This window comes from Aeromonas oralensis (assembly GCF_049665575.1).
Lineage (GTDB): Bacteria > Pseudomonadota > Gammaproteobacteria > Enterobacterales > Aeromonadaceae > Aeromonas > Aeromonas hydrophila.
Map to the genome: position 1 here is coordinate 1,758,951 of NZ_CP187186.1, position 26,149 is coordinate 1,785,099.

A 26,149-nucleotide genomic window follows, 5' to 3' on the forward strand; every position below is an offset into this window, starting at 1 on the left:
TTGTAATTTTATTACATGAAATCAAGATCAAAATTCGCCAGGCGGCTCCTGCTCCTCCATCAGTTCCAGCAGGTTGATGGCGACGGCAATGAAGTCCGACTCGGTGACGATGCCGATCAACTTGCGCCCTTTGAGTACCGGCAGGCAGCCGTATCTGTGTCGTTGCAGGTAGAGCGCCGCCTCCTTGATGCCGGCGTGGGGATCCACGCTGGCCACCTGGCGGGTCATGATCTCGTCGAGCTGCACGCTGTCGGTGAACTCCGCCTCCCGCTCCGGATTGATCAGCAGCAGTTTGGACTCGCGGGTGGCCAGGATGTCGGAGAGGGTGACCAGGCCCAGCAGATGATGCTGTTCGTCAACGATGGGGATGTGGCGGATCCGCTCCTGCTGCATCAGATCCATCGCCTGTTTGACGCTGTTTTCCGGACCCAGGGTGAAGGGGTGTTCAGTCATGATCTCGGATAGGGTCATCATGGTGGGCCTCCTTGTGTATCTGCTTTCACCCTAGCCCAGCCCCCCTCGGTAAAACATGATCAGGGTCAATACAAAACCTTAAAGGTTTTTTAACCGGCCCTGCTTCACATAATTGCTCGCTATCCCTTGTCTCCCTTGGGTTTTTGGTCTTTTGGGTTGCCTTGGAAGAAGGGGATAACTAGACTAGCCGCCGATTCCCCCCGAGGTGAAAGATGCAAGTATCCGATTTTCATTTTGATCTGCCAGACGAGCTGATTGCCCGCTATCCCATGACGGAACGTACCGCCAGTCGTCTGTTGCAGCTCGATGGTCAAACTGGCGCACTGTGCCACGGTCAATTTGTGGATGTGCTGGACCAGCTCAACCCCGGCGATCTGCTGGTGTTCAACAACACCCGTGTCATTCCGGCGCGCATGTTTGGCCAGAAGGCCAGCGGCGGCAAGCTGGAGGTGCTGGTGGAGCGGATGCTGGACGAGCACAGCGTGCTGGCTCATGTGCGCTCTTCCAAATCGCCCAAGCCCGGTACCCGGCTCATTCTGGATGGCGGGGCCGACGGCGAGAAAGTCGAAGCCGAGATGCGTGCCCGTCACGATGCCCTGTTCGAGATCCATTTCCTCGACCCTCGCCCCGTGCTGGAGATCCTGGAAGCCATCGGCCACATGCCGCTGCCTCCTTACATCGACCGTCCCGACGAGGATGCCGACAAGGAGCGCTACCAGACCGTCTACAACCAGAAGCCGGGTGCCGTAGCGGCGCCGACTGCCGGCCTGCACTTCGACGAGCCGCTGCTCGAGAAGATCCGTGCCAAGGGGGTGGAAACGGCGTTCGTCACCCTGCACGTCGGGGCGGGCACCTTCCAGCCGGTGCGGGTGGACAAGATTGAAGATCACCACATGCACTCGGAGTATGCCGAGGTGCCGCAGGAGGTGGTGGACGCCATCGCCGCGACGCGCGCCCGCGGTGGCCGGGTGATTGCGGTGGGGACCACCTCGGTGCGATCGCTCGAGAGCGCGGCCAAGGTGAGCCTGGCCCAGGGCAAGCCGCTGGCGCCGTTCTTCAGCGACACCGACATCTTCATCTTCCCCGGTTACCAGTTCCAGGTGGTCGATGCCATGGTCACCAACTTCCATCTGCCGGAGTCGACCCTGATCATGCTGGTCAGCGCCTTTGCAGGCTACGACAACGTGATGGCGGCCTACCAGGCGGCCGTGGCCGAGCAGTACCGTTTCTTCAGCTACGGGGACGCCATGTTCGTCACCCGTCGCCGGGCGCAGGCATAAGCCACACCCTTTATACCGGGCCCTCGGGCCCCCTACTGTCAGACTGTTTCTCTGACGCAACGAGGTAGCAATGAAATTTGAACTGAAAACCACTGACGGCCGTGCCCGTCGCGGCCAGCTGGTATTCGAGCGCGGCACCGTGCAGACCCCGGCCTTTATGCCGGTCGGCACCTACGGCACCGTCAAGGGGATGACCCCGGAAGAGGTGCGTGAGACCGGTGCCCAGATCCTGCTCGGCAACACCTTCCACCTCTGGCTGCGGCCGGGGCAGGAAGTGATGCGCGCCCACGGCGATCTGCATGATTTCATGAACTGGCAGGGCCCGATCCTGACCGACTCCGGTGGTTTCCAGGTGTTCAGCCTGGGACACATTCGCAAGATCACCGAAGCGGGGGTGCACTTCCGTCACCCCATCAACGGCGAGAAGATCTTCCTCGACCCCGAGAAATCCATGGAGATCCAGTACGATCTGGGCTCCGACATCGTGATGATCTTCGACGAGTGCACGCCGTACCCGGCCACTTACGAAGAGGCGCGCAAGTCCATGGAGATGTCCCTGCGCTGGGGCAAGCGTTCGCGCGACAAGTTCGATGCGCTCGGCAACAAGAACGCCCTGTTCGGCATCATCCAGGGTTCCGTGTACGAAGATCTGCGGGATGTGTCGCTGGAAGGTCTCTTGGAGATCGGTTTTGACGGTTACGCGGTCGGTGGTCTGGCGGTGGGTGAGCCGAAAGAGGACATGCATCGCATCCTCGAGCACGTCTGCCCGAAAATCCCGGCCGACAAGCCGCGCTACCTGATGGGCGTGGGCAAGCCGGAAGATCTGGTGGAAGGGGTGCGCCGCGGTATCGACATGTTCGACTGCGTGATGCCGACCCGCAACGCCCGCAACGGCCACCTGTTCACCACCGACGGGGTGGTCAAGATCCGCAACGCCAAGTATCGCGAGGACACCAGCACCCTGGATGCCGACTGCGATTGCTACACCTGCAAGAACTACACCCGCAGTTATTTGTACCATCTGGACAAGTGCAACGAGATCCTCGGTGCCCGTCTGAACACCATTCACAACCTGCGTTATTACCAGCGTGTGATGCAGGGTTTGCGGGACGCGATCGAGCAGGGTAAATTAGACGACTTTGTAACTGAGTTTTACCGTCGGCAAGGGAAGCCCGTGCCTCCGTTAGCTGAAAATGACGTGAAATAACAACGATATATAAGCTAGTTTTCAAATCTACATCAATAAGAGGTTGTTAAATGAGCATTATCTCCAAGGCGTATGCAGAAGGCGCAGTTCCGGGTGCACAGGGTGGTGGCATGGAAATGATCATCATGCTGGCCGTATTCGGCCTCATCTTCTACTTCATGATCTATCGCCCCCAGGCCAAGCGCGCCAAAGATCACCGCAACCTGATGAGCTCCCTCTCCAAGGGTGACGAAGTACTCACTTCCGGTGGCCTGGTCGGCAAGATCGCCAAAGTATCCGCCGACAGCGAATACCTGGTGCTGGCCCTGAACGATCAGACCCAGGTCACCATCAAACGTGACTTCGTCTCTGCCGTTCTGCCCAAGGGTTCTATCCAGTCCCTCTAATCTCCCGAGGAGCACAGCGTGTTAAATCGCTATCCGCTGTGGAAATACCTGATGGTGGTCGTGGTGATCGCCATCGGTTTTCTATATGCAGCCCCCAATCTTTACGGCGAAGACCCGGCCTTGCAGATCTCTGCCAGCCGGGGGGCCGAAGTCAAGCTGGACACCCTTGACCTGGTGAAGGAGACGCTCGATGCGGCTCAGATCCCGGTCAAGCATGCGGCGTTCGAGCACGGCTTCATCCTGGTTCGTTTCAAAAATACCGAAGAGCAGCTCAAGGCGCGTGACATCGTCGCCAACAAGCTGGGCGACAACTTCATTACCGCTCTCAACCTGGCGCCTTCCACGCCTGCCTGGCTCGAAGCCATCGGTGCCAACCCGCTCAAGCTGGGTCTGGACCTGCGCGGCGGTGTGCACTTCCTGATGGAAGTGGACATGGCCGAGGCGCTGACCAAGCAGCAAGAGCAGATGGTGCAGGATTTCCGTTCCGAGCTGCGTACCCAGAAGATCCGTTATTCTGGCGTGCGCCGGGCCGGTGATCAGGTACAGGTGCTGTTCCGTGACGAGGCCGATCAGGCCAAAGCCATCTCTCACCTGCGTCGTCAGAACCCGGATCTCGTCTTCACCACCGAGCAGAAGGGGGACGAGTTCGTCCTGCTGGCCTCCTTGAGTGAAGCCAAGATCAAGGAAGTGAAGAAGTACGCCCTTGAGCAGAACATCACCATCATCCGCAACCGGGTGAACGAGCTGGGCGTGGCCGAGCCGCTGGTACAACAGCAGGGTGCCGAGCGCATCGTGGTGGAACTGCCCGGTATCCAGGACACCGCCCGTGCCAAGGAGATCCTGGGCGCGACCGCGACCCTGGAATTCCACATGGTCGATGAGACTGCCGACATCCAGGCCGCGGCCGATGGCCGGGTGCCGCCGAGCTCCAAGGTCTACAACGATCGCAACGGACGTCCGGTGGTGCTGCAAAAGCGCATCATCCTGACCGGTGACCACATCGTGGGTGCCCAGTCCGGTTTCGACGAATACAGCCGTCCCCAGGTCAACATCAAGCTTGATGGCCAGGGTGGCAACAAGATGGCCAACTTTACCAAGGACAACGTTGGTAAAGGGATGGCGACCGTCTTTATCGAGTACAAGCCGGTCGGTCAGCCTGGTCCGGACGGCAAGCGCAAGTTCCGCAAGCAGGAGGAGGTGATCAACGTCGCCACCATCCAGTCGCGCCTTGGCAGCCAGTTCCGCATCACCGGCATCGACAACGCCAACGAAGCCCACAACCTGGCGCTGCTGCTGCGTGCCGGTGCGCTGATCGCCCCGATCCAGATCGTGGAAGAGCGCACCATAGGCCCGAGCCTGGGTCAGCAGAACATCGACAGCGGTATGGAAGCCATCGGCTGGGCCATGCTGGTGATCGTGCTGTTCATGGGGATCTACTACCGTGCGTTCGGCTGGGTGGCCAACATCGCCCTCACCATGAACCTGGTGCTGATCGTCGGTATCATGTCAATGATCCCGGGGGCCACCATGACCCTGCCGGGCATCGCCGGTATCGTCTTGACGCTGGGTATGGCGGTGGATGCCAACGTGCTGATCTACGAGCGTATTCGTGAAGAGATCCGCAACGGTCGCGGGGTGCAGCAGGCCATTCATCTGGGCTTTGATCGGGCATTCTCGACCATTGCCGACTCCAACGTCACCTCGCTCATCACCTGTGTGATCCTGTTCGGTATCGGTACCGGCGCCATCAAGGGCTTCGCCCTGACGCTGGGGATTGGTCTGAGTGCTTCCATGTTTACCGCCATCACGGTATCCCGCGCCATCATCAACCTGGCCTGGGGTGGACGGCGCCTCGACAAGCTGCCGATCTAAGGAAGAGACATGTTTCAGATTCTACATTTTGAAAAGCCCATTCCCTTCATGCGCTATGCCAAGCCGGGTGTGGTCTTCTCTACCCTGCTGATGGTGATCTCCCTGTTCTTCCTGTTCGACCGGGGCCTGAACTGGGGCCTGGACTTCACCGGCGGTACCACCATCGAGGTGGGGTTCCAGCAGTCGGTGAGCCTGGACAAGGTGCACCAGGTGCTGGATGAGCAGAAGATTGAAGGGGCGACCCTGCAACACTTCGGTTCCAGCCGTGACGTACTGTTCCGCCTGACCCCGAAAGAGGGGGTCAAGGTGGAGCAGCAGGGCAACGAGGTGCTGGCTGCGGCCAAGCTGATCGATCCTGCGGCCGTGCTCAAGCGCGTCGAGTTCGTCGGCCCTTCGGTGGGTGACGAGCTGGCGACCGACGGTGCGCTGGCCATGCTGGCCTCCATCATCTGTATCCTGATCTACGTGGCGGTGCGCTTCGAATGGCGTCTGGCCATGGGGGGATTCTCTCCCTGGTGCACGACGTGGTGATCACCCTCGGCGTCTTTGCCTACTTCCAGTACGAGTTCGACCTGACCGTGCTGGCGGCATTGATGACCCTGGTGGGTTACTCCCTGAACGACACCATCGTAGTGTTCGACCGGTTGCGGGAGAACTTTCGCAAGGTGCGCAAGGGGGATACCGAGTACATCCTGGATCTCTCCATGACCGAGACCCTGAGCCGGACCATCATCACCTCAGGCTTGACCTTCGTGGTGGTGCTGGCGCTGCTGCTCAAGGGCGGTCCGCTGATCCACGGTTTCTCGGTGGCCATGGTGATCGGTGTCGCCTTCGGTACCTACTCCTCCATCTATGTGGCTAGCTCGTTTGCCATGTTCTTCGGGGTCAAGCGGGAGCACATGCTGCCGACCCAGGTGGAAAAAGAGGGCGCGGATCAGCAAGAGATCCTGCCGTAAATGACAAGGGCGCCGCGAGGCGCCCTTTCTCTTATCGTCCGGGTGAGTCATTATGACGGTTTCACCCACGGCTGTTGGCCAACAGGCAAGGAGCAAGCCATGCAACACAATCCCCGTTTTCTGGCACTGGTAGAGGCCATTCGTCCCCATGTGAGGGAGACCGACGTGCACCAGATCAAACGCTGGCAGGATGAGGGGCGTACCTTTCACCTGGTCGACGTGCGGGAAGAGAGCGAGTGGGCCAGGGGCCATCTGCCGGGGGCAACCTACCTCGGTCGCGGGGTGATCGAGCGGGACATCGAAACCCGTTACCCGGATCCCGACACCGAGCTCTACCTCTATTGTGGTGGGGGATTTCGCTCCATTTTGGTGGCGGAGAACCTGCAGAAGATGGGCTACGGCCGGGTGGTCAGCGTCGATGGTGGCTTTCGGGGCTGGTGTGATGCCGGATACCCTGTCGAATCCTGATTTATTTGAGGGAGAGAGGCTCAGCCACATGACAAAGTGTCGGCTGACCTTTACCATATGCCGGGTCAAGCGTAAGCGTCGGAGTGTTCATTGAACGTCAGGAAAGGGATTGGATACCTCCTTGGTATCCTGTTGCTGCTCCCCATGTGGGGTTGCAGCAGTAGCAGTCAGGTTGAAGCGCCTCAAGTTCCCAAGCCGCAACCCGCTTCACTGGTATTGGCGACCCCCCTGCAGGTCTCTTACCAGAGCGAGTTGGCGTTGGCGCGACTCGGGCAGATGCTCAGTGAGATGGAATTGACCACGGAGCAACGGGCTGAACTGTTTTATGAGCGTGCTGTCGTGTTTGACCGGGTAGGCTTGCGCTCCCTGGCGCGGCTGGATTTCAACCGCGCTCTGCGGGAGAAGCCGGATTTTGCCGAAGCCTATAACTTCATCGGTGTCTATCTGGTGCAGCAGCAGAATTATGACGAGGCCTACGAGGCATTTGATTCCGCCCTCGAGCTGGCTCCCGATTATGACTATGCCTACCTGAACCGTGGCATTGCGCTCTATTACGGCAATCGTCCCGAGCTGGCCGCGGCCGATATGAAGCGCTTCTACGAGGCGCAGCCGGAAGATCCCTACCGGGTGATCTGGCTCTATCTGGCCGAACAGAAGCTCAATGCACCGGCCGCCATGAGCCGGATGCGCGAGCGGCTCAACAAGTACGATGACGATGCCTGGAACTGGGATCTGGTGCGCCTCTATACCGGCGAACTCAATGCCACCCAGTTGATGGGCAATGTGGTGAAAGGGGTGAAGGACAACCGGGAGCTCGCCGAGCGCCTGTGCGAAACCTACTTCTACCTCGGCAAGTTTGAACTGGCCAAGGGCAACCGCAAGGAAGCCATCAGCTACTTCAAGCTGGCGCTCGCCAACAACGTGTATGACTTCATCGAGCACAGATATGCCCTGCTCGAACTGGAGCTGATGGCGCGCAAACCCCTGCCGCCCGGTGCCCAGAGTGCCCAGGGCAAGAGCAGCAAGCAGGCATCCTGAGCTTGCCCTGTTGCCGGTTTGAATGATGTAGAAAAGGCCTCATTGCGAGGCCTTTTTGCTGTCCGGGTGTGATGCTAGGGTGTGAGTTACCCCCGTCAGATGGTACACCGCCGGCTCATTGGGCCAGCATCATGCCGGGGATCTGGCGCCAGTAGCCGTTGCAGTCGCGCTCCTGCTGCAGGGGCAGGGGAGCCTGCCCTTGTTCATTGGCCTTGAAGCGCTCCAGCATCATCAGGGTGTCCAGCCCCTCGGGGGAGAGGCGCACCACATCCACCAGACCTTCCATCCCGGCCAGATCGTTGCCCAGGTTATAGCAATAACCGGACTGGGTCTGGATGCCGTTGAGGTTGAACACCTTCTGCCCCTCGCGGCTGCTGGCGAGCCGGCCGGTGGGGTAGTCGATGCAGGCCAGTTCGCAGTTGTCCTTCGGCCGGTCGAGGGAGCGGGCGGTGAAGCAGCGCGCCGAGTAGGCGAGCGGCAGGTGGCCGTAGGCGAACACCTCCACCTCGAACTGCTGGCGGGCACTGCCCAGATCCTGATTGAGCTGCACCAGCCAGTCGCGGGATAGCTCCACCGGCATCACCCAGCGCTGCATCCCCTGTTTGAGCAGCATGCGCAGCACGTCGGCGTTGTAGGCGTTGATGGCGGGGCCGCAGACGAACGGCAGCCCGGCTTCACTGGCGAGCTGGACCGCTCCCAGATCGTTGGCCTCGATCATCAGCTCGCCGTTGTCGACCAGCCGCTTGACCTCCTTGAGCTCGGAGGGGGCGGAGATGAGCGCCAGCGTGGAGAGCACCGCCTGCTTGCCCGAGCCGGCCACCTGACGGGCGAGGGCAATCCAGTCATCCACTTTCAGTTCGCGGCGCTTGCTGCAGACGGTTTCCCCCAGATAGACGATGTCGGCCTGGCTGGCGGCGGCCGCCTGATAGAAGCCCTGGGTGTCGGCCTTGGGCCAGTAGAAGAGCAGGGGGCCGAGAGAGAATTTCATGAACAGGGCTCCTTATTGCCACTGGCGATGATAGGCACCGAGGGTGGTCTGACTCCCCTCGGAGACGCGGGCGAGCTGGGCATCCCACTCGGCCTTGACCTGATAGGCTTCCGGATTGGCCTGATAGGCGTCGATGGCGGCGCGCCAGACCCGGGTGACCTGCTCCACATAGGCGGGGCTGCGTTGGCGTCCTTCAATCTTGACCGACTGGATACCGGTCTGGAACAGCTCGGGCAACAGGCCAAGGGTATTGAGGCTGGTGGGCTCCTCCAGCGCGTGGTAGGTCTGGCCATCCACCTCGAAGCGGCCCTTGCACAGGGTCGGGTAGCCGGCGTTTTCCCCGGGGCCGTAACGGTCGATCAGCACCTCGTTGAGGCGAGACTCGAGGCCGCTCGGGGTCTCCTCCCAGCGCACGAACTTGGCCGGTGAGCAGGCGCCGACGGTATTGGGGCTCTCGCCGGTCATGTAGGAGGAGAGGTAGCAGCGCCCCTCCGCCATGATGCAGAGGCTGCCGAAGGCGAACACCTCGAGGCCGACGTCAGTCTCGCGGGCCAGCTGCCTCACCTGATGCATGGAGAGGACGCGCGGCAACACCACCCGACCGACGTTGAAGTGCTGTTGGTAGAAACGGATGGCGGCGGCGTTAGTGGCACTGGCCTGCACCGAGACGTGCAGTTCCAGATCCGGGTAGCGGCGGCTGGCATAGTCGAGCACGGCGAGGTCGGCGATGATCAGGGCATCGGCACCCAGTGCGGCGCCCTTGTCCACCGCCTGCTGCCAGCGGGCATCGGAGCCCGGGTGGGCGAAGGTGTTGATGGCGATGTGGAGTTTGCGGCCATGCTGGTGCACATAGTCGACCGCTTTCTCCAGCTTGCTGTCGGTGAAGTTGAGCCCGGCGAAATGGCGGGCGTTGGTGTCATCCTTGAAGCCGATATAGACCGCATCGGCCCCGTTATCCACGGCTGTTTTCAGTGCCGGCAAACTGCCTGCCGGACAGAGTAATTCCATCGGGTACGCTCCGAGAGGGCAAAAAATGCAAAAGTGGCCCGATTGTATTCACCGGCGTCTTTCCACTTTTTGACCTGAGGCAGCTTTGTGTGGCTTTACCCTTCTTGAGGTAAGTGGGCACAAGTTTGATTTCCAACAGGATCATGGCTGCGGCCCTGTGCTTGAATGCGCAAAAAACTGGGAGTTTATCGTGTTTCAACAACTGCAACGTCGCCTGGTCGAACAGGCTCCCCGCATTCTGCGCCATCCCCTCAAACTGGTGCCATTTTCCTTGCAGCAGAGCCTGATGGAGCGCCTGCTGGCCAGCGTGTTCAAAGAGGCCATCGCAGATGGCGACTTTGAATTTCTGGCGGGCAAGTGGCTCAAGGTCGAAGTCTCGGATCTGGAGCTCTGCTGGTTCATCAGCGAGCAGGATGGCAAGCTGGTGGTGGCTCGCCACTGCGAGCAGGCCGATGTCTGTTTCAGCGGCACCACCAACGACCTCATCCTGATTGCCGGACGCAAGGAAGATCCCGACTCTCTCTTCTTCCAGCGCAAGCTGAAGATTGAAGGGAACACCGAGCTGGGGCTGGAGGTGAAAAACCTGATGGACAGCCTGGATCTGGACGGTTTGCCAAGCCTGGTACGTTATCCCTTGCTGGATCTTGCCACCTTCATCGAGCGGGCGAAGGCGGGATCAGCGCAAGAGGCGCACTCTGCGCCGGCGGGTGGGGTTGCGCCTCAGTTGTGAGACCAGCCCATCGGCATGGTGGCGGTAGTGATTGCGAGCCCACAGGCAGCGACAGGCCCACAGACAGGGCAGCAGTGCCAGCAGGGCGCCGGCGTTGGGAAGGCGCGAGAGCAGCAGACCCAGCGCCAGCCAGATGAACGGCTGGGCCTCGTAGAGCCACTCCGGCTGGAACCAGCGTTTGGTCGGGAAGATGACCAGATCGGTACGCCGATAGCTGGATCGCATCATCCAGACGGTGGCACCGGCGACAAACAGCAAGGTGCCCGCCAGCCAGAGCAGCGGGGAGTGGCTGAGCAGGATGATGCCGACCGCCACCAGCAGATAGCAGACCGGCAACCTCTCATAAAGCCAGCGTGGGCACATGTTGCCTCCACTTTTCACCTTCCCATCCTTCAAGTCTAGCCAGTCAGCGCACCCGTCTCATACCGCTTTGTTCTGCAAAACGGCGTCATTGTTGTGAATTGGCGCGCCATTTACGGTGCCAAAATAGCGATTGGCTATGTTACAATTGCGCGCCATTTTTGACTGAAGATTGACTGGGCATGTTGGATCAGATTCGTATCGTGTTGGTAAACACTTCTCACACCGGCAACATGGGCTCTGCGGCGCGCGCCATGAAGACCATGGGCTTGAGCCAGATGGTGCTGGTTGATCCGCAAGCACAGCCCGATGACAACGCCTATGCGCTGGCCGCCGGTGCCAGCGATCTGCTGGCCAATGCCCGTATCGTGTCGACCCTGGATGAAGCTATTGCGGATTGTGGTCTGGTCATCGGTACCAGTGCCCGCTCCCGCACCCTGAGCTGGCCCATGCTGGACCCCCGCGAAGCGGGCGAGAAGCTGGTAACCGAGGGGACGCAGCATCCGGTGGCGCTGGTATTTGGTCGTGAACGCACCGGCCTGACCAACGACGAGCTGCAAAAGTGCCATTACCACGTGGCCATTCCGGCCAACCCTGAGTACAGCTCCCTCAACCTGGCCATGGCAGTGCAGACCCTCTGCTATGAGGTGCGAATGCACTGGCTGCAGCAGGAACAGGTCGGCGAGAGCGACATGGCTGTGGATTATCCCAGCGCCGAGCAGCTGGAAGGCTTCTATCAGCATCTGGAGCAGACGCTGCTCAAGACCGGCTTCATCGCCGATGACCATCCGGGACAGGTCATGAGCAAGCTGCGCCGCCTGTTCAACCGGGCTCGGCCGGAGGCGGTGGAACTCAACATCCTGCGCGGCATATTGACCTCGGTACAAAAACCGAGACCGCAGGATTAAACCCGACTGGATTACTCAACCATATACTTGACTGATTTAGTCGGGTATGTGACCATATGCCCATATTGATTGGTTCGCAAAACGGTAAGGCATATGAGACTGACCTCAAAAGGACGTTACGCTGTGACTGCCATGCTCGACGTGGCGTTGCATGCTGAGCAGGGGCCCGTGCCCCTGGCTGATATTTCGGAGCGCCAGGGCATCTCCTTGTCCTATCTGGAGCAGCTGTTTGCCCGCCTGCGCAAGCATGGCTTGGTGAGCAGCGTGCGTGGCCCGGGCGGCGGTTATCGCCTCGGTTTGGCGCCGAATGCCATCTCGGTCGGTCAGGTGATCACCGCGGTCGACGAATCGGTGGATGCCACCAAGTGCCTCGGCAAGGGCGGCTGCCACGGCGGCACCCAGTGCCTCACTCACTCCCTGTGGCGTGACCTGAGCGAGCGGATATCCAGCTTCCTGGGGGACATCACCTTGGCCGAGCTGGTTGATCAGGCCGATGTGCGCCGGATTGCCGGCAAGCAAGATGAACAAATGAAAACCGTGTTGTCCCTGGTAGATCGGGCAGAACGCGGCGATGTGAGCTTGAAAGTCCAACTATAAACAAACGTGCTTTCCACAGCTGGTCGATGTATGACCTTGGCTGTAACGGAGAAAAACATGAAACTGCCTATTTACCTTGATTATTCGGCAACCTGTCCGGTGGACCCGCGTGTCGCAGAAAAAATGATGCAGTGTCTCACCATGGATGGCCTGTTCGGCAATCCAGCTTCCCGTTCCCACCGCTTTGGCTGGCAAGCCGAAGAGGCGGTCGATCTGGCCCGTAATCAAGTGGCAGAGCTGATCGGTGCCGACCCGCGCGAGATCGTCTTCACCTCCGGTGCGACTGAATCTAACAACCTCGCCATCAAGGGCGTCGCCCATTTCTACGCCGGCAAGGGCAAGCACATTGTTACCTCCAAGACCGAACACAAGGCGGTACTGGATACCTGTCGCCAGCTGGAGCGCGAAGGCTATGAGGTAACCTACCTCGAGCCGATGCCCAATGGCCTGTTCACCCTGGAACAGATCGAAGGCGCCCTGCGTGATGACACCATCCTGGTCAGCATCATGCACGTCAACAACGAGATCGGCGTGGTACAAAATATCGCCGCCATCGGCGAGCTGTGCCGCTCCCGCAAAATCCTGCTGCACGTGGATGCAGTACAGAGCGTGGGCAAAATCCCGGTGGATGTGGAAGCGCTCAAGGTTGACCTGCTCTCCATGTCCGCCCACAAGGTATACGGCCCGAAAGGCATTGGTGCCCTCTACGTGCGTCGCAAGCCGCGTGTGCGCCTGGAAGCCCAGATGCACGGTGGTGGTCATGAGCGCGGCATGCGTTCCGGCACCCTGCCGACTCACCAGATCGTCGGCATGGGCGAAGCCTTCCGCATCGCCAAGGAAGAGATGGTGAGCGAAGGTCAGCGCATCATGGCGCTGCGTCAGCGTCTGTGGGACGGCATCAAGGATATCGAAGAGGTCTACATCAACGGTGACCTGGAACAGCGGGTGCCGGGCAACCTCAACGTCAGCTTCGCCTATGTGGAAGGGGAATCCCTCATCATGGCGCTGAAGGATCTGGCGGTCTCTTCCGGTTCTGCCTGTACCTCGGCCAGCCTGGAGCCCTCCTATGTGCTGCGCGCACTGGGCCTGAACGACGAGCTGGCGCACAGCTCCATCCGTTTCAGCATGGGTCGCTTCACCACCAAGGAAGAGATTGATTACGCAATCAAGCTTATCCGTGACTCCATCGGTCGTCTGCGCGAGATGTCTCCCCTGTGGGAGATGTACAAGGACGGCGTCGATCTGAACACGGTCGAATGGGCTCATCACTGATCCGCGGGATCGGTGTTCAACGGAATTAGCAGGAGTTAGATATGGCTTACAGTGAAAAAGTAATCGACCACTACGAGAATCCCCGCAACGTAGGCGGCTTCGACAAGAACGATCCCAGCATCGCTACCGGCATGGTCGGTGCACCGGCTTGTGGTGACGTGATGAAGCTGCAACTGAAGATCAGCGACGACGGCATCATCGAAGATGCCAAGTTCAAGACCTACGGTTGTGGTTCCGCCATTGCCTCCAGCTCCCTGGTGACCGAGTGGGTCAAGGGCAAGACTCTGGATGAAGCGGCCGGTATCAAGAACACCGACATCGCCGAAGAGCTGGCGCTGCCACCGGTGAAGATCCACTGCTCCATTCTGGCCGAGGATGCCATCAAGGCCGCCATCGCCGATTACAAGCAGAAGAAAGGTCTCTAAGGTCAGGAGCGCAGTATGGCCATTACCATGACAGATGCCGCAGCGGCACGGGTTTCCTCGTTTCTGACCAACCGGGGTAGGGGCATCGGCCTGCGCCTCGGCGTCAAGACCACCGGCTGCTCGGGTCTTGCCTATGTGCTCGAGTTCGTCGATGAGCTGGCAGATGAAGATCAGGTATTCGAGCAGGATGGGGTCAAGATCATCGTCGATGCCAAGAGTCTGATCCACCTGGATGGCACCGAACTGGATTTCGTCAAGGAGGGCCTCAACGAGGGCTTCCAGTTCAATAACCCCAACGCCAAGGGCGAGTGTGGTTGTGGCGAAAGCTTCAGTGTCTGAGATGTGTGCAACACATGATCGCTTGTCCGTTGAACTGGCCGGCCACGGCCGGTTCAACCATGCCACTTCGCCCACCTGAGCGCGAGCGGCATGGGGGCAGCATCAGTGTCTAAGAGGTCTGCATGAATTATTTCGAGCTGTTTGGGCTGGTTGAAGGCTTCGAGCTCGATACCCGTCAGCTGGCAGAGACCTACCGCCAGTTGCAAACCCAGTTTCATCCCGATCGTTTTGCCACCGCCCCCGAGCGGGAGCAGCTGGCTGCGGTGCAACGTGCCGCCCAGATCAACGATGCCTTCACTACCCTCAAGGCGCCCCTGCGCCGAGCCGAGTACCTGCTCTCCCTGCGTGGCACCGAACTTCGTGGCGAGCAACAGACGTTGCAAGATACCGCGTTTCTGATGCAGCAACTGGAGTGGCGCGAGCGGCTGGCCGACCTGAAAGGGGAGACTGACCCTGAGCGTGCCATCAAGGATTTTCGCCAGGAGATCAGGCATGATCACCAGTTGTTGATGCAGCAGCTGACCCAGGCCCTCGCCACAGGCGAGGATCCGCGCGCGGCTGATTGTGTTCGCAAACTCAAGTTTGTCGACAAGCTCCTCGAGGAGCTGGAACGATTCGAAGACTCGCTGTTCGAGTCTTGATCCTTTAACGCTGGAAGTTTGATTACCCATGGCATTACTGCAAATCGCCGAGCCCGGCCAGAGCGCCGCACCTCATCAGCACAAACGTGCCGTTGGCATCGATCTTGGCACTACCAACTCGCTGGTCGCCGCCGTGCGCAGCGGTCAGGCCGATACCCTCTGCGACGAGCAGGGGCGTGATCTGCTGCCCTCCGTCGTGCATTACCAGGCTGATACCATCCGGGTCGGCGTCGATGCCAAGCGCGAGGCCGCCCTCGACCCGCACAACACCATCGTTTCCGTCAAGCGGATGATGGGCAAGGCGCTGGCCGACATCGATACCCGCCAGCAACCCTATCAATTTGTGGCGGCCGACAACGGCATGCCGCAACTGCAGACCCGTCAAGGGCTGGTCAACCCGGTTCAGGTCTCGGCCGAGATCCTCAAGAAACTGGCCGAGCGGGGCGCTGCCGCCCTCGGTGGCGATCTCGACGGCGTGGTCATCACAGTGCCCGCCTATTTCGATGACGCCCAGCGCCAGGGCACCAAGGATGCGGCCCGCCTGGCCGGTCTGCACGTGCTGCGCCTGCTCAACGAACCGACCGCCGCCGCCATCGCCTATGGCCTCGACTCCGGTCAGGAAGGGGTGATCGCCGTCTATGACTTGGGCGGCGGTACCTTCGATATCTCCATCCTGCGTCTGCATCGCGGGGTGTTTGAAGTGATGGCCACCGGCGGCGATTCGGCCCTCGGCGGCGATGATTTCGATCACCTGCTGGCAGACTGGTTGAAAGAACAAGCCGGTTTGACTGGCGAGCTGGATGCCCGTCTGCAGCGCGAGCTGCTGGATGTGGCCGCCGCGGTCAAACACGGTCTGACCGACGCCGACACCGTTCCCTGCACCTTTGCCGGCTGGCAGGGCTCTGTCACCCGCAGTCAGTTTGACGAGCTGATCCAGCCGCTGGTCAAGCGCACCCTGCTGGCCTGCCGCCGCGCCCTGCGCGACGCGGGGCTCGAGCAGGAAGAGGTGCTGGAAGTGGTGATGGTCGGCGGTTCGACCCGTGTACCGCTGGTGCGCGAGCTGGTGGGCGAGTTCTTCCAGCGTCCGCCCTTGACCAGCATCGACCCCGACAAGGTGGTGGCCATCGGTGCCGCCATCCAGGCCGACATCCTGGTGGGCAACAAGCCTGACGCCGAGATGCTGCTGCTGGACGTCATTCCGCTCTCCCTGGGTCTTGAGACCATGGGTGGCCTTGCCGAGAAGGTGATCCCGCGCAATACCACCATTCCGGTGGCCCGCGCCCAGGAGTTCACCACCTTCAAGGATGGCCAGACCGCGATGGCGATCCACGTGGTGCAGGGCGAGCGCGAGCTGGTGGCCGATTGCCGATCCTTGGCCCGCTTCACCCTGACCGGCATTCCGCCCATGGCGGCCGGCGCCGCCCACATTCGCGTCACCTTCCAGGTGGATGCGGACGGTCTGCTGTCGGTCAGCGCCATGGAGAAATCCTCCGGCGTGCAGGCCGAGATCCAGGTCAAGCCCTCCTATGGACTTGGTGAGGATGACATCCTCAACATGCTGAGCGCCTCCATCGCCAATGCCCAGCAGGACATGGACGCCCGCATGCTGGCGGAGCAGCAGGTTGAGGCCGACCGGGTGGTCGAGAGCCTGAATGCCGCGCTGGCTGCCGATGGCGATGCACTGCTCAATGCGGCAGAGCGCGCTGAAATCGACGCCGCCATCGCCCATCTGCTGACCATGCGCAGCACGGGCACCACCAACCAGATCAAAGAGGCCATCGAGGCGGCGGACGCTGCCAGTGGCGAATTTGCAGCCCGCCGGATGGATGCCTCCATCCGCAAGGTGCTGACCGGACAAAACGTCAACAAGGTGTAATATGCCAAAACTGATTATTCTGCCCCATCCCGAGCTCTGTCCGGACGGCGCGGCCCTCGAAGGCGCGATCGGTGAAACCATTCTGGACATCGCGCTGCGCAACGGCATCGAGATCGAGCACGCCTGCGAGAAGTCCTGCGCCTGTACCACCTGCCACTGCGTGGTGCGTGAAGGCTTCGACTCCCTCGAGCCGAGCGACGAGCTGGAAGACGACATGCTGGACAAGGCGTGGGGGCTGGAGCCGGAATCCCGTCTCAGCTGCCAGGCCAGACTGGCGGACGAGGATCTGGTGGTGGAACTGCCCAAGTACACCCTGAATCTGGCGTCTGAGCGCCACTGATGACCCCTTAATTACACATGAGTGAATTGCGCGTGCAGCATCTCGTGGTGCAGTAATGATATGGTGAAGGCCGTGACCCTTGAGGGAGCGGCCTTTTTTGTGCCCGTGATTTCCCTATTCGTTGATGAAAGTGCCAATAAAAAGGAAGCAAGAGAACATGGCTGACATGATGAACGTACGGTTGTCTTCCCAGGCTGCCGCCGCCCACTGGGGCGAGGGTGCCCTGCTCAGTTTCAACGGCGACGAAGCCCATCTCCATCTGGGCAGTGGCCAGGAGAAGGAGGCGCTGCGCGCCATCCAGCGCGCTGCCAGACGCCTCGAGTCGAGCGGCATCAAGCGCGTCAAGCTGGTGGGTGAGGGCTGGAGTGGGGAGCGTCGCTACGCCTTTGCCCAGGGCTTCTATGCCGCCAAGGGGGTTCGCGAGCTCGATTTCGGCGAGCAGAGCGACCAGGAGGCTGCCGAGCTGGCGGCTTTGCTCAAAGCGACCCGCTGGGTGCGCGAGGTGACCAACGGGTGCCCGCAGGAGATCTACCCCATGAGCCTGGCGGAATCCGCCCTGCTGCTCATCCGCAGTCTCGCCGGTGACAAGGTGACCGCCCGCATTACCGCCGGGGAGGCGCTGCAGGAGGCCGGTCACATCGGGATCTGGTCGGTGGGCCGCGGCAGCGAGCGCGAGCCGGTGCTGCTGGAGCTCGACTACAACCCGACCGGAGATGCCAATGCCCCCGTGCAGGCGGCGCTGGTGGGCAAGGGGATCACCTTCGATTCCGGCGGCTACTCCATGAAGTCCTCCGACAACATGCTGCCGATGAAGTCCGACATGGGCGGCGCTGCCATGGTGACCGGCGCGCTGGCGCTGGCCATCAGCCGCGGCCTGAACAAGCGAGTGAAACTCATCCTCTGCTGCGCCGAAAACCTGGTTTCCGGCCATGCCTTCAAGCTCGGCGACATCCTCACCTATCGCAACGGCATCTCGGTCGAGATCCAGAACACCGACGCGGAAGGTCGCCTGGTACTGGCTGATGGCCTGCTGGCCGCCAGCGAAAGCGGGGCTGCCTACATCCTCGACGCCGCTACCCTGACCGGCGCCGCCAAGACCGCGCTGGGTCGCGACTACAACGCCGTGTTTGCCCTCGATGAGGCCGAGCAGGTACGCGCGCTGGCTGCCGCCAAAGCCGAAAACGAGCAGGCCTGGCCGCTGCCGCTGGAGCCCTGGCATGCGGGCCAGCTCAACTCTGCGTTTGCCGAGCTGGGCAATGTGGCGTCCGCCGAAGGCACCGCCGGTGCGACCACGGCGGCGGCCTTCCTGTCGCGCTTCGTGCGTGACGAAGGCAAGGGCTGGGTGCACCTGGATCTGGCCGCTTCCTATCAAAAATCGGGCAACGATCTGTGGGCGACCGGTGCCAAGGGCCACGGCCTGCGCACGATTGCCCGCTGGCTGCAGGAGGTGAGCGCATGAACGTCTGGTTGAGCCGAGAGTTTGCACCGGCCGAGTGGGGGGAGGGGGCGCTGCTCTCCCACCGCGCCGACGGCATGGTGATCCATCTGGTGACCGCCAGCCCCTTGCTGGATATCCAGCAGGCGGCACGGCGTCTGTGCAGTCAGGGGATCCAGCAGGTGGTGCTGGCCGGTCACTGGGAGCGCGAGCAGCAGTGGGCCTTTGCCCAAGGGCTGCAGACCCCCAAGGTGGAGGTCGAACTGCAGTGGGCCACTTCGTCTGAGGAGGATCGAGAGGAGCTGGAGGCGCGCTGGCTGTGCGGACGCTGGGTGCGGGAGATGACCAATGCCACGCCGGAACAGCTGGGGCCGCTGGAGCTGGCGGTCGAAGCTGCCGCCTTCATCACCGAGCTGGCACCGGACCGGATCAGTCATCGCATTCTCAAGGGGGAAGCCTTGCAGCAGGCGGGCTGGGTCGGTCTCTATCAGGTCGGGCCGTGGCAGCGAGCGCGAGCCCGTGATGCTTGAGCTGGACTTCAATCCGGGCAAGGATCCCAAAGCTCCGGTGGCGGCAGCGCTGGTGGGCAAGGGCATCACCTTCGATTCCGGCGGCTACTCCATGAAGACCTCTCAGGGCATGCTGACCATGAAGCACGACATGGGCGGTGCCGCCATCGTCACCGGCGCCCTGGCACTGGCCATCCTGCGTGGCCTCGACAAGCGGGTGAAGCTCATCCTCTGCTGCGCCGAGAACCTGGTCTCCGGTCACGCCTACAAGCTGGGTGACATCCTCACCTACAAGAACGGCACCACGGTGGAGATCGTCAACACCGACGCCGAGGGGCGGCTGGTGTTGGCCGATGGCCTGCAGCTGGCCGGGGATTCCGGCGCGCCGCTGGTCATCGACGCTGCAACTCTCACCGGGGCGGCGGTGATGGCGCTGGGGGGCGTTACAATGCCCTGTTCGGGCTGGACAAGGGGCTGGTGAGCCGTGCCATGGGCTATGCGGATGCCGAACAGGAACCCGCCTGGCCGCTGCCGCTGGAACCCTGGCATCGCCAGCAGTGCCCGTCCCACTATGCCGACACCGCCAACAGCCGGCCCGTGCCTGGTGGCGGTCCGGGTGGTGCCTCCAACGCGGCGGGCTTCCTCTCCCGCTTCGTCGCCAACGAGGGGCAGGGCTGGCTGCACGTCGATCTCGCCGCCTGTTTCAGCGAGAACGGCGACAACCTGTGGGCGCCGGGGGCCAATACCCTGGGGATGCGCACCATCGCCCACACCCTGCTGGCGGAGGTCCGCTGACCGGCAACGACAAGGGCTCCTGCGGGGGCCCTTTCGACAGGGGGAGGGTGAGCAATAGCCTGGGTTTCAGGGGGTTAACACGACTATCGTGCACAAGCGCACATTTTTTCCTGCCGGCCTGGGCCAAGATGAGTGGTGATGTTGTTTTAGGGAAGAATTTGTTTAATAAAAAGTTGCTTTTCTGTGTGTTATTTCGCTTTTTGTTTACGTATAATCGCCGCCGAACATGGATTCTAACAATAAATCTCTGTAGTTAAGGAAAGATCTCAATGGCCATCGAACGTACCTTCTCCATCATCAAGCCGGATGCCGTCAGCAAGAACCTGATCGGTGCCATCTACAACCGTTTCGAGAGCGCTGGCCTGAAAGTCATCGCCGCAAAAATGCTGCACATGAGCAGCGAGCAAGCCGCCGGTTTCTATGCCGAGCACCAGGGCAAGCCTTTTTATGACGGCCTGGTCAGCTTCATGACCTCCGGCCCCGTCATGATCCAGGTGCTGGAAGGCGAAGAGGCCATCCGCCGCCACCGTGAAATCATGGGCGCTACCAACCCGAAAGAGGCCCTGGCCGGCACTCTGCGCGCCTGCTTCGCCGAGAGCATCGACCGCAACGCCGTACACGGCTCCGATGCACCGGCCTCCGCTGCCCGTGAAATCGCCTACTTCTTCTCCGACGCCGAGATCTGCCCGCGCGGCTGATTTCTGTCGAAAGAACCCCAAGGGAGCCTCGGCTCCCTTTTGTTTTTTGGTCATTCGGTCAATATCCACTTATTCTCCAGGTGGAAAGCCGGACCCATAATTTGTACAATGCCGCCCCCTGACGTAGGTCAGCCGATAATTTATGAAGTGTGTGAGCTGAGGCCCTTGATGAGCGAAACAAAAACCAACCTGCTGGATCTTGATCGAGATGCCATGCGTGCCTTCTTCGTCGAACTGGGCGAGAAGCCGTTTCGGGCAGATCAGGTGATGAAGTGGATCTATCACTTTGGTTGTGATGATTTCGATCAGATGAACAACGTCAACAAGGTGCTGCGCGAGCGCCTCAAGGCGATCGCCGAGATCCGGGCGCCGGAAGTGAGCCGCGAACAGCGCTCCTCCGACGGCACCATCAAGTGGGCGCTGCAGGTTGGCGGTCAGGAGGTGGAGACCGTCTACATTCCGGAAGAGGATCGGGCGACCCTGTGCGTCTCCTCCCAGGTAGGCTGCGCCCTGGAGTGCAAGTTCTGCTCTACCGCCCAGCAAGGCTTCAACCGCAACCTGAAAGTTTCCGAGATCATCGGCCAGGTATGGCGCGCCGCCAAGATCGTCGGCGGCAAGCGTCCCATCACCAACGTGGTGATGATGGGGATGGGTGAGCCGCTGCTCAACCTCGCCAACGTGGTACCGGCCATGCGCCTGATGATGGACGACTTTGGCTACGGCATCTCCAAGCGCCGGGTGACCATCTCCACCTCCGGCGTGGTGCCGGCGCTGGACATGCTGGGCGACCAGATTGACGTGGCCCTGGCCATCTCTCTGCACGCTCCTAACGACAAGCTGCGCTCCGAGATCATGCCGATCAACGACAAGTACAACATCGAGGAGTTCCTCGCCGGTGTTCGTCGCTACCTCGGCAAGTCCAACGCCAACGGCGGCCGGGTGACCGTGGAATATGTGCTGCTCGATCATATCAATGACGACATGCAGCACGCCCACGAGCTGGCCAAGGTGCTCAAGGATACCCCGAGCAAGATCAACCTGATCCCGTTCAACCCCTTCCCGGGCAACCCCTACGGCAAGCCGAGCAACAGCCGTATCGACCGTTTTTCCAAGGTCTTGATGGAGTACGGCTTCACCGTCATCGTGCGCAAGACCCGTGGCGACGACATCGATGCGGCCTGTGGCCAGCTGGTGGGGGAGGTGATCGATCGCACCAAGCGCACCATGAAAAATCGGATGCAACAGGATGGGATTTCCGTCAAAATGGTTTAACTTGCTAAGCCATTGTATAGTCAGGGAATGGATACACGTACATTGATCGTAGTGGCAGCGCTCTGCGCGCTGCCCGGCTGTGTTACCGAGACCACTTACGCTGGCCAGAATTCCACCCAGCGTGAAGTGGGGCCTGATCTCAAGGCAGCAGCCCAAACCCGTCTGGATCTGGGTATTCAATATCTGCAACAGGGCAACGCCGAGCAGGCCAAGTTCAATCTTGACCGCGCACTGCAGTATGACCCTGCCAACCCTCAGGTTTACGTCGGTTTTGCCTACTTCTACCAGCAGGTGGAAGATTTCAAGGCGGCCGAAGAGAGCTACAAGACAGCCCTTGCCATGGATCCGTCCAATGCTGACGCGATGAACAATTATGGCGCCTTCCTTTGCAATCGTGGTCGCTTCGACGAGGCAGAAAAGGCCTTCCTGCAGGCTGTCAGCCAGCCCAACTACATCAAGATTGCCGATACCTATGAAAACGCGGCACTTTGCGCCGCGCAAAATCGCAGAAATGATAAAGCAAGCGAGTATTATCGCTTGGCCTTGGGGTATAATCCCCGCAATCCAAGGTTATTGCTGGACATGGCTGAGCTTTCCATGAAAGATGGCAAGCTGCCTGATGTGCAGGCCTATCTCGCCCGTTTTGCCGATGTGTCAGACGAGAACGAGAACAGTCTCTGGTTGAGATTGCGGCTGGCGCAGGCCATGGACAAACCGGCATTACTTCACCAATTCGGGACTGAGCTGGTAAGGCAATATCCCACTTCGCAACAAGCCAAGCGTTACTTAGCCAATGACTACTGAACAGCCACACGATTTTCAAGACGACTCCCAGGCAGTTGGCCCAGGCCAGCTGCTGCGCAACGCCCGTGAACAGCTCGGCTGGACGCGAGAACAGGTTGCGTCTCGCATTCACCTTCGTCTGACCCTGATTGCCGCGATCGAATCGGATACGTATGACAAGCATACGTCCCATACCTTCATTCGCGGCTATCTGCGTACTTATGCCAAGCTGGTCGGTATCCCGGAAGAGACCATCCTCGCGGCTTATGACAAGCTGGGGCTGACTCCCCCCGACAACATCGACATGCAGAGCTTCTCCCGTCGCTCCCGTCAGCAGGCCAACGACAGCCGCCTCAAGGTTGTCACCTGGCTGGTGATCCTGGTGCTGATCGCGCTCTCCGTCGCCTGGTGGTGGCAGAGCACGGCGCGTCGCTCCGCCGGTGACGAGGCCCTGGCCGCGACTGAAATGGGCGCAACCAGCAACACCCCGAGCGCCACCGTGCCGCCGGCGGTGGACGTGGCTGACCCTGTGGTTGCTCCGGCAACTTCCGCTGCGGCCGCGACCTCGGTTGACCCCGTGGCGAGCGCCGCCGTGACCACGATGCCGGTCGATGCCAGCAGCGCCGTGGCGACCACGGCTGTTGCGACCTCTGCCGCCACTGCCACGCAACCGGCTGCCGACACCGCCGCGAGCGAGCCGGCCAAGGTGCCCCAGCTGAAGATGAGCTTCACCGCCGACTGCTGGCTGGATGTCAAGGATGCCAAGGGCAAGACCCTGTTCAGCGGCCTCAAGAAGGCCAATGACGAACTGGTACTGGAAGGACCCGAGCCGCTCAAATTCATCATTGGTGCGCCCATGGCCGTCAATATCGAATATCAGGGCAAGTCCATCGACATGAGCCGTTACAACAACGGCCCGGACTGCTCGCCTCTCACTGCCGCAGGAGTAATCTGTCCGCCATGTCCGCTCACGAATCTCCCATCATTCGTCGTAAATCCAGGCAGATCATGGTCGGTAATGTACCGGTTGGGGGCGATGCCCCCATCACGGTGCAGACCATGACCAACACCAAGACCACGGACGTGGCCGCCACCGTCGAGCAGATCCAGCGGATCGAGCGGGTTGGCGCCGACATCGTGCGGGTCTCGGTGCCCACCATGGAAGCGGCGGAAGCCTTCAAGCTCATCAAGCAGCAGACCCGTATTCCCATCGTCGCCGATATCCACTTCGACTACCGTATCGCCCTGAAAGTGGCCGAGTACGGTGCCGATTGCCTGCGCATCAACCCGGGCAACATCGGCAACGAGGAGCGGGTCCGCGCCGTGGTCGACTGTGCCCGTCACTACAACATCCCGATCCGCATCGGCGTCAACGGCGGCTCGTTGGAGAAAGACATTCAGGAGAAGTACGGCGAGCCGACCCCGGAGGCGTTGCTCGAGTCAGCCATGCGCCACGTGGACTATCTGGATCGCCTGAACTTCGACAACTTCAAGGTGAGCGTCAAGGCGTCCGACGTCTTCCTGGCAGTCGGTGCCTATCGCCTGCTGGCCAAGCAGATTGAACAGCCGCTGCATTTGGGCATCACCGAGGCGGGCGGTTTTCGCGCCGGCGCGGTGAAGTCCGCCATCGGTCTTGGCATGCTGCTGAGCGAAGGCATCGGCGACACCTTGCGCATCTCGCTGGCGGCCGATCCGGTGGAAGAGATCAAGGTGGGTTTCGACATCCTGAAATCCCTGCGTATCCGCTCCCGCGGCATCAACTTCATCGCCTGTCCCTCCTGCTCCCGCCAGGAGTTTGACGTCATCGGTACGGTCAACGCCCTGGAAGAGCGACTGGAAGACATTATCACTCCGATGGATGTCTCCATCATCGGTTGCGTGGTGAACGGCCCGGGCGAGGCGCTGGTCTCGGATCTGGGGCTGGCGGGGGCGGCTAACAAGAGCGCTTTCTACGAGGGTGGTCAGCGGGTGGACCGGCTCGACAACAAGGATCTCATCCCGACCCTGGAGCGCCGCATTCGCGCCCGGGCCGCCATGCTGGATCCGGCCAACCAGATCCAGGTGGACGAGGGTTGAGCAACCAAGGGCCACTCAGGGTGGCCCTGTCTTTAGGTTGCTGATTTTACATCCCGCATTGGAATACCCTGATTTTACCTCGGGGTCGAAAATCCCTATAATGCGGCCAAATTTTACCTCTTTTTCTCGAGTATCAACGTGGCAAAACAGATCCAAGCTATTCGCGGTATGAATGATTGCCTGCCGGAGCAGAGCCCGGTATGGCAGAAAGTAGAACAGATCCTGCGCCAGGTCGTGGCCAGCTATGGCTACAGCGAAGTGCGCATGCCGATTGTCGAGCAGACCCATCTGTTCAAGCGCGCCATCGGTGAAGTGACCGACGTGGTCGAAAAAGAGATGTACACCTTTGAAGACCGTAACGGCGACAGCCTGAGTCTGCGTCCGGAAGGCACCGCCAGCTGCGTGCGGGCCGGCATCGAGCACGGTCTGCTTTACAATCAGGAACGCCGGATGTGGTACATGGGCCCCATGTTCCGTCACGAGCGTCCCCAGAAGGGCCGCTATCGCCAGTTCCACCAGTTCGGGGTCGAGCTGTTCGGCATCAACGGGCCGGACATCGATGCCGAGCTCATCATGCTGACCCACCGCCTGTGGCGTCTGTTCGGCATCAGCGAACACGTGACCCTGCAGCTCAACACCCTCGGTCAGAGCAGCGAACGCGCCGCCTACCGCGATGCGCTGGTGGCCTACCTGGAGCAGTACAAGGATCAGCTGGACGAAGAGAGCCAGCGCCGTATGTACAGCAACCCGCTGCGGGTGCTGGACTCCAAGGACGAGAAGGTACAAGCCATTCTGGTGGGTGCCCCGCGTCTGTTCGATCACCTGGGCGAAGAGAGCCTGGCCCACTTCGAGGGGCTCAAGCGCCTGCTCGAATCCGCCGGCATCCAGTATGAAGTGAACGAGCGGCTGGTACGCGGCCTCGACTACTACAACCTCACCGTGTTCGAGTGGGTCACCAACAGTCTGGGCGCTCAGGGCACCGTCTGTGCCGGTGGTCGTTACGACGGTCTGGTGGAGCAGCTCGGTGGTCAACCGACGCCGGCTGTGGGTTTTGCCATGGGCATGGAGCGACTGGTGCTGATGCTCGAGACCCTCGAACTCAACGCTGATATCCGCCCGGCGGTGGATGTCTACCTGGCCATGGTGGGCGAGGGCACTGAACAGGCCGGTTTCCAGCTGGCCGAGCGGCTGCGCGATGCCCTGCCTGACTTGCGCCTGATGAGCCACTGCGGCGGCGGCAACTTCAAGAAACAACTCAAGCGTGCCGACAAGAGCGGCGCGGCCATTGCCCTGATCCTTGGCGAGACCGAGGTGCAAAACGGGGAGATCACCATCAAATATCTGCGTGGCCAGGCCGAGCAACAGACCGTCACGGTCGACGCCGCCATTGCCCTGCTGGCAGCCAAAGGAGAGTAA

The 26,149-nt window shown here is 60.8% G+C and carries 25 protein-coding genes and 3 pseudogenes; 24 read left to right on the forward strand and 4 right to left on the reverse strand.

Annotated features, from left to right (window positions below; genetic code table 11):
• Positions 1-27 precede the first annotated feature (27 nt).
• On the reverse strand, positions 28-474 hold the full coding sequence (locus ACPDZI_RS08405; protein WP_207136921.1) for a CBS domain-containing protein: 447 nt from the start codon (positions 472-474) through the stop codon (positions 28-30).
• A 212-nt stretch (positions 475-686) separates the two neighbouring features.
• Between ACPDZI_RS08405 and queA the strand changes: the two genes are divergently transcribed.
• The 7 genes and pseudogenes from queA (at position 687) to nlpI (ending at position 7,681) form a co-directional block, all read left to right on the forward strand.
• Positions 687-1,754, forward strand: a complete 1,068-nt coding sequence (gene queA / locus ACPDZI_RS08410; protein WP_438834344.1) for a tRNA preQ1(34) S-adenosylmethionine ribosyltransferase-isomerase QueA — start codon at positions 687-689, stop codon at positions 1,752-1,754.
• A gap of 70 nt (positions 1,755-1,824) precedes the next feature.
• On the forward strand, positions 1,825-2,961 hold the full coding sequence (tgt, locus tag ACPDZI_RS08415; RefSeq protein WP_016350389.1) for a tRNA guanosine(34) transglycosylase Tgt: 1,137 nt from the start codon (positions 1,825-1,827) through the stop codon (positions 2,959-2,961).
• Between the two features lie 50 nt (positions 2,962-3,011).
• Positions 3,012-3,347, forward strand: coding sequence for a preprotein translocase subunit YajC (gene yajC, locus ACPDZI_RS08420; protein ID WP_011705624.1), 336 nt, complete (start codon positions 3,012-3,014; stop codon positions 3,345-3,347).
• Positions 3,348-3,365: 18 nt separating this feature from the next.
• Positions 3,366-5,219, forward strand: a complete 1,854-nt coding sequence (secD, locus tag ACPDZI_RS08425) for a protein translocase subunit SecD (protein ID WP_076359718.1) — start codon at positions 3,366-3,368, stop codon at positions 5,217-5,219.
• Positions 5,220-5,228: 9 nt separating this feature from the next.
• Positions 5,229-6,175, forward strand: a pseudogene (gene secF / locus ACPDZI_RS08430) (protein translocase subunit SecF).
• A gap of 99 nt (positions 6,176-6,274) precedes the next feature.
• On the forward strand, positions 6,275-6,643 hold the full coding sequence (locus tag ACPDZI_RS08435) for a rhodanese-like domain-containing protein (RefSeq protein WP_011705627.1): 369 nt from the start codon (positions 6,275-6,277) through the stop codon (positions 6,641-6,643).
• A gap of 90 nt (positions 6,644-6,733) precedes the next feature.
• On the forward strand, positions 6,734-7,681 hold the full coding sequence (gene nlpI, locus ACPDZI_RS08440; protein WP_280940144.1) for a lipoprotein NlpI: 948 nt from the start codon (positions 6,734-6,736) through the stop codon (positions 7,679-7,681).
• A gap of 115 nt (positions 7,682-7,796) precedes the next feature.
• Here the strand turns inward: nlpI and ACPDZI_RS08445 are convergent, their stop codons facing one another.
• Positions 7,797-8,669 (reverse strand): U32 family peptidase, encoded by an 873-nt coding sequence (locus ACPDZI_RS08445; protein WP_076359712.1) that lies wholly within the window; start codon positions 8,667-8,669, stop codon positions 7,797-7,799.
• Between the two features lie 12 nt (positions 8,670-8,681).
• Positions 8,682-9,677 (reverse strand): ubiquinone anaerobic biosynthesis protein UbiU, encoded by a 996-nt coding sequence (ubiU, locus tag ACPDZI_RS08450; RefSeq protein ID WP_017410222.1) that lies wholly within the window; start codon positions 9,675-9,677, stop codon positions 8,682-8,684.
• Between the two features lie 190 nt (positions 9,678-9,867).
• Here ubiU and ubiT point away from each other — a divergent pair, with 190 nt between their 5' ends.
• Complete coding sequence (gene ubiT, locus ACPDZI_RS08455; protein ID WP_039214938.1) at positions 9,868-10,407, forward strand: ubiquinone anaerobic biosynthesis accessory factor UbiT; 540 nt, start codon at positions 9,868-9,870, stop codon at positions 10,405-10,407.
• Here the strand turns inward: ubiT and ACPDZI_RS08460 are convergent.
• Positions 10,354-10,770 (reverse strand): hypothetical protein, encoded by a 417-nt coding sequence (locus ACPDZI_RS08460; RefSeq protein ID WP_011705632.1) that lies wholly within the window; start codon positions 10,768-10,770, stop codon positions 10,354-10,356. The genes ubiT and ACPDZI_RS08460 overlap by 54 nt on opposite strands.
• A 179-nt stretch (positions 10,771-10,949) precedes the next feature.
• Here ACPDZI_RS08460 and trmJ point away from each other — a divergent pair, with 179 nt between their 5' ends.
• The 16 genes and pseudogenes from trmJ to hisS all read left to right on the forward strand — a co-directional run bounded on the left by trmJ (position 10,950) and on the right by hisS (position 26,149).
• Entirely contained in the window at positions 10,950-11,675 is a 726-nt protein-coding gene (trmJ, locus tag ACPDZI_RS08465; RefSeq protein ID WP_438834345.1) for a tRNA (cytosine(32)/uridine(32)-2'-O)-methyltransferase TrmJ, read from the forward strand.
• 93 nt (positions 11,676-11,768) lie between these two features.
• The gene (gene iscR, locus ACPDZI_RS08470; protein WP_011705634.1) at positions 11,769-12,272 is read left to right on the forward strand and encodes a Fe-S cluster assembly transcriptional regulator IscR; all 504 of its coding nucleotides are present in this window, start codon (positions 11,769-11,771) and stop codon (positions 12,270-12,272) included.
• Between the two features lie 57 nt (positions 12,273-12,329).
• A complete protein-coding gene (locus ACPDZI_RS08475) occupies positions 12,330-13,544 on the forward strand; it encodes an IscS subfamily cysteine desulfurase (RefSeq protein ID WP_438834346.1) in 1,215 nt (404 codons plus the stop codon).
• Positions 13,545-13,585: 41 nt separating this feature from the next.
• Complete coding sequence (gene iscU, locus ACPDZI_RS08480; RefSeq protein WP_005299770.1) at positions 13,586-13,969, forward strand: Fe-S cluster assembly scaffold IscU; 384 nt, start codon at positions 13,586-13,588, stop codon at positions 13,967-13,969.
• A 15-nt stretch (positions 13,970-13,984) separates the two neighbouring features.
• On the forward strand, positions 13,985-14,308 hold the full coding sequence (gene iscA, locus ACPDZI_RS08485) for an iron-sulfur cluster assembly protein IscA (protein WP_438834347.1): 324 nt from the start codon (positions 13,985-13,987) through the stop codon (positions 14,306-14,308).
• A gap of 122 nt (positions 14,309-14,430) precedes the next feature.
• Positions 14,431-14,949 (forward strand): co-chaperone HscB, encoded by a 519-nt coding sequence (gene hscB, locus ACPDZI_RS08490; RefSeq protein WP_016350399.1) that lies wholly within the window; start codon positions 14,431-14,433, stop codon positions 14,947-14,949.
• 28 nt (positions 14,950-14,977) lie between these two features.
• Positions 14,978-16,825, forward strand: coding sequence for a Fe-S protein assembly chaperone HscA (gene hscA, locus ACPDZI_RS08495; RefSeq protein WP_438834348.1), 1,848 nt, complete (start codon positions 14,978-14,980; stop codon positions 16,823-16,825).
• Position 16,826: 1 nt separating this feature from the next.
• A complete protein-coding gene (fdx, locus tag ACPDZI_RS08500; protein ID WP_438834349.1) occupies positions 16,827-17,165 on the forward strand; it encodes an ISC system 2Fe-2S type ferredoxin in 339 nt (112 codons plus the stop codon).
• Positions 17,166-17,322: 157 nt separating this feature from the next.
• Positions 17,323-18,624, forward strand: coding sequence for an aminopeptidase PepB (gene pepB, locus ACPDZI_RS08505; protein WP_438834350.1), 1,302 nt, complete (start codon positions 17,323-17,325; stop codon positions 18,622-18,624).
• Positions 18,621-19,904 (forward strand): annotated as a pseudogene (gene pepB, locus ACPDZI_RS08510) (aminopeptidase PepB). The gene pepB (ACPDZI_RS08505) and the pseudogene pepB (ACPDZI_RS08510) overlap by 4 nt, the downstream one beginning before the upstream one ends.
• A gap of 269 nt (positions 19,905-20,173) precedes the next feature.
• Positions 20,174-20,602 carry a nucleoside-diphosphate kinase gene (gene ndk, locus ACPDZI_RS08515; RefSeq protein WP_011705641.1) on the forward strand — a complete coding sequence of 143 codons (429 nt, stop codon included), beginning with the start codon at positions 20,174-20,176 and terminating at the stop codon, positions 20,600-20,602.
• A 168-nt stretch (positions 20,603-20,770) separates the two neighbouring features.
• A complete protein-coding gene (locus ACPDZI_RS08520) occupies positions 20,771-21,874 on the forward strand; it encodes a bifunctional tRNA (adenosine(37)-C2)-methyltransferase TrmG/ribosomal RNA large subunit methyltransferase RlmN (protein ID WP_011705642.1) in 1,104 nt (367 codons plus the stop codon).
• 12 nt (positions 21,875-21,886) lie between these two features.
• On the forward strand, positions 21,887-22,678 hold the full coding sequence (gene tapF, locus ACPDZI_RS08525; protein ID WP_263676424.1) for a PilW family type IVa pilus biogenesis/stability lipoprotein TapF: 792 nt from the start codon (positions 21,887-21,889) through the stop codon (positions 22,676-22,678).
• Positions 22,668-23,607 (forward strand): annotated as a pseudogene (gene rodZ / locus ACPDZI_RS08530) (cytoskeleton protein RodZ). The gene tapF and the pseudogene rodZ overlap by 11 nt, the downstream one beginning before the upstream one ends.
• Positions 23,608-23,617: 10 nt before the next feature.
• Complete coding sequence (gene ispG, locus ACPDZI_RS08535) at positions 23,618-24,733, forward strand: flavodoxin-dependent (E)-4-hydroxy-3-methylbut-2-enyl-diphosphate synthase (protein WP_016350405.1); 1,116 nt, start codon at positions 23,618-23,620, stop codon at positions 24,731-24,733.
• Positions 24,734-24,871: 138 nt separating this feature from the next.
• Positions 24,872-26,149, forward strand: coding sequence for a histidine--tRNA ligase (gene hisS, locus ACPDZI_RS08540; RefSeq protein WP_101148888.1), 1,278 nt, complete (start codon positions 24,872-24,874; stop codon positions 26,147-26,149).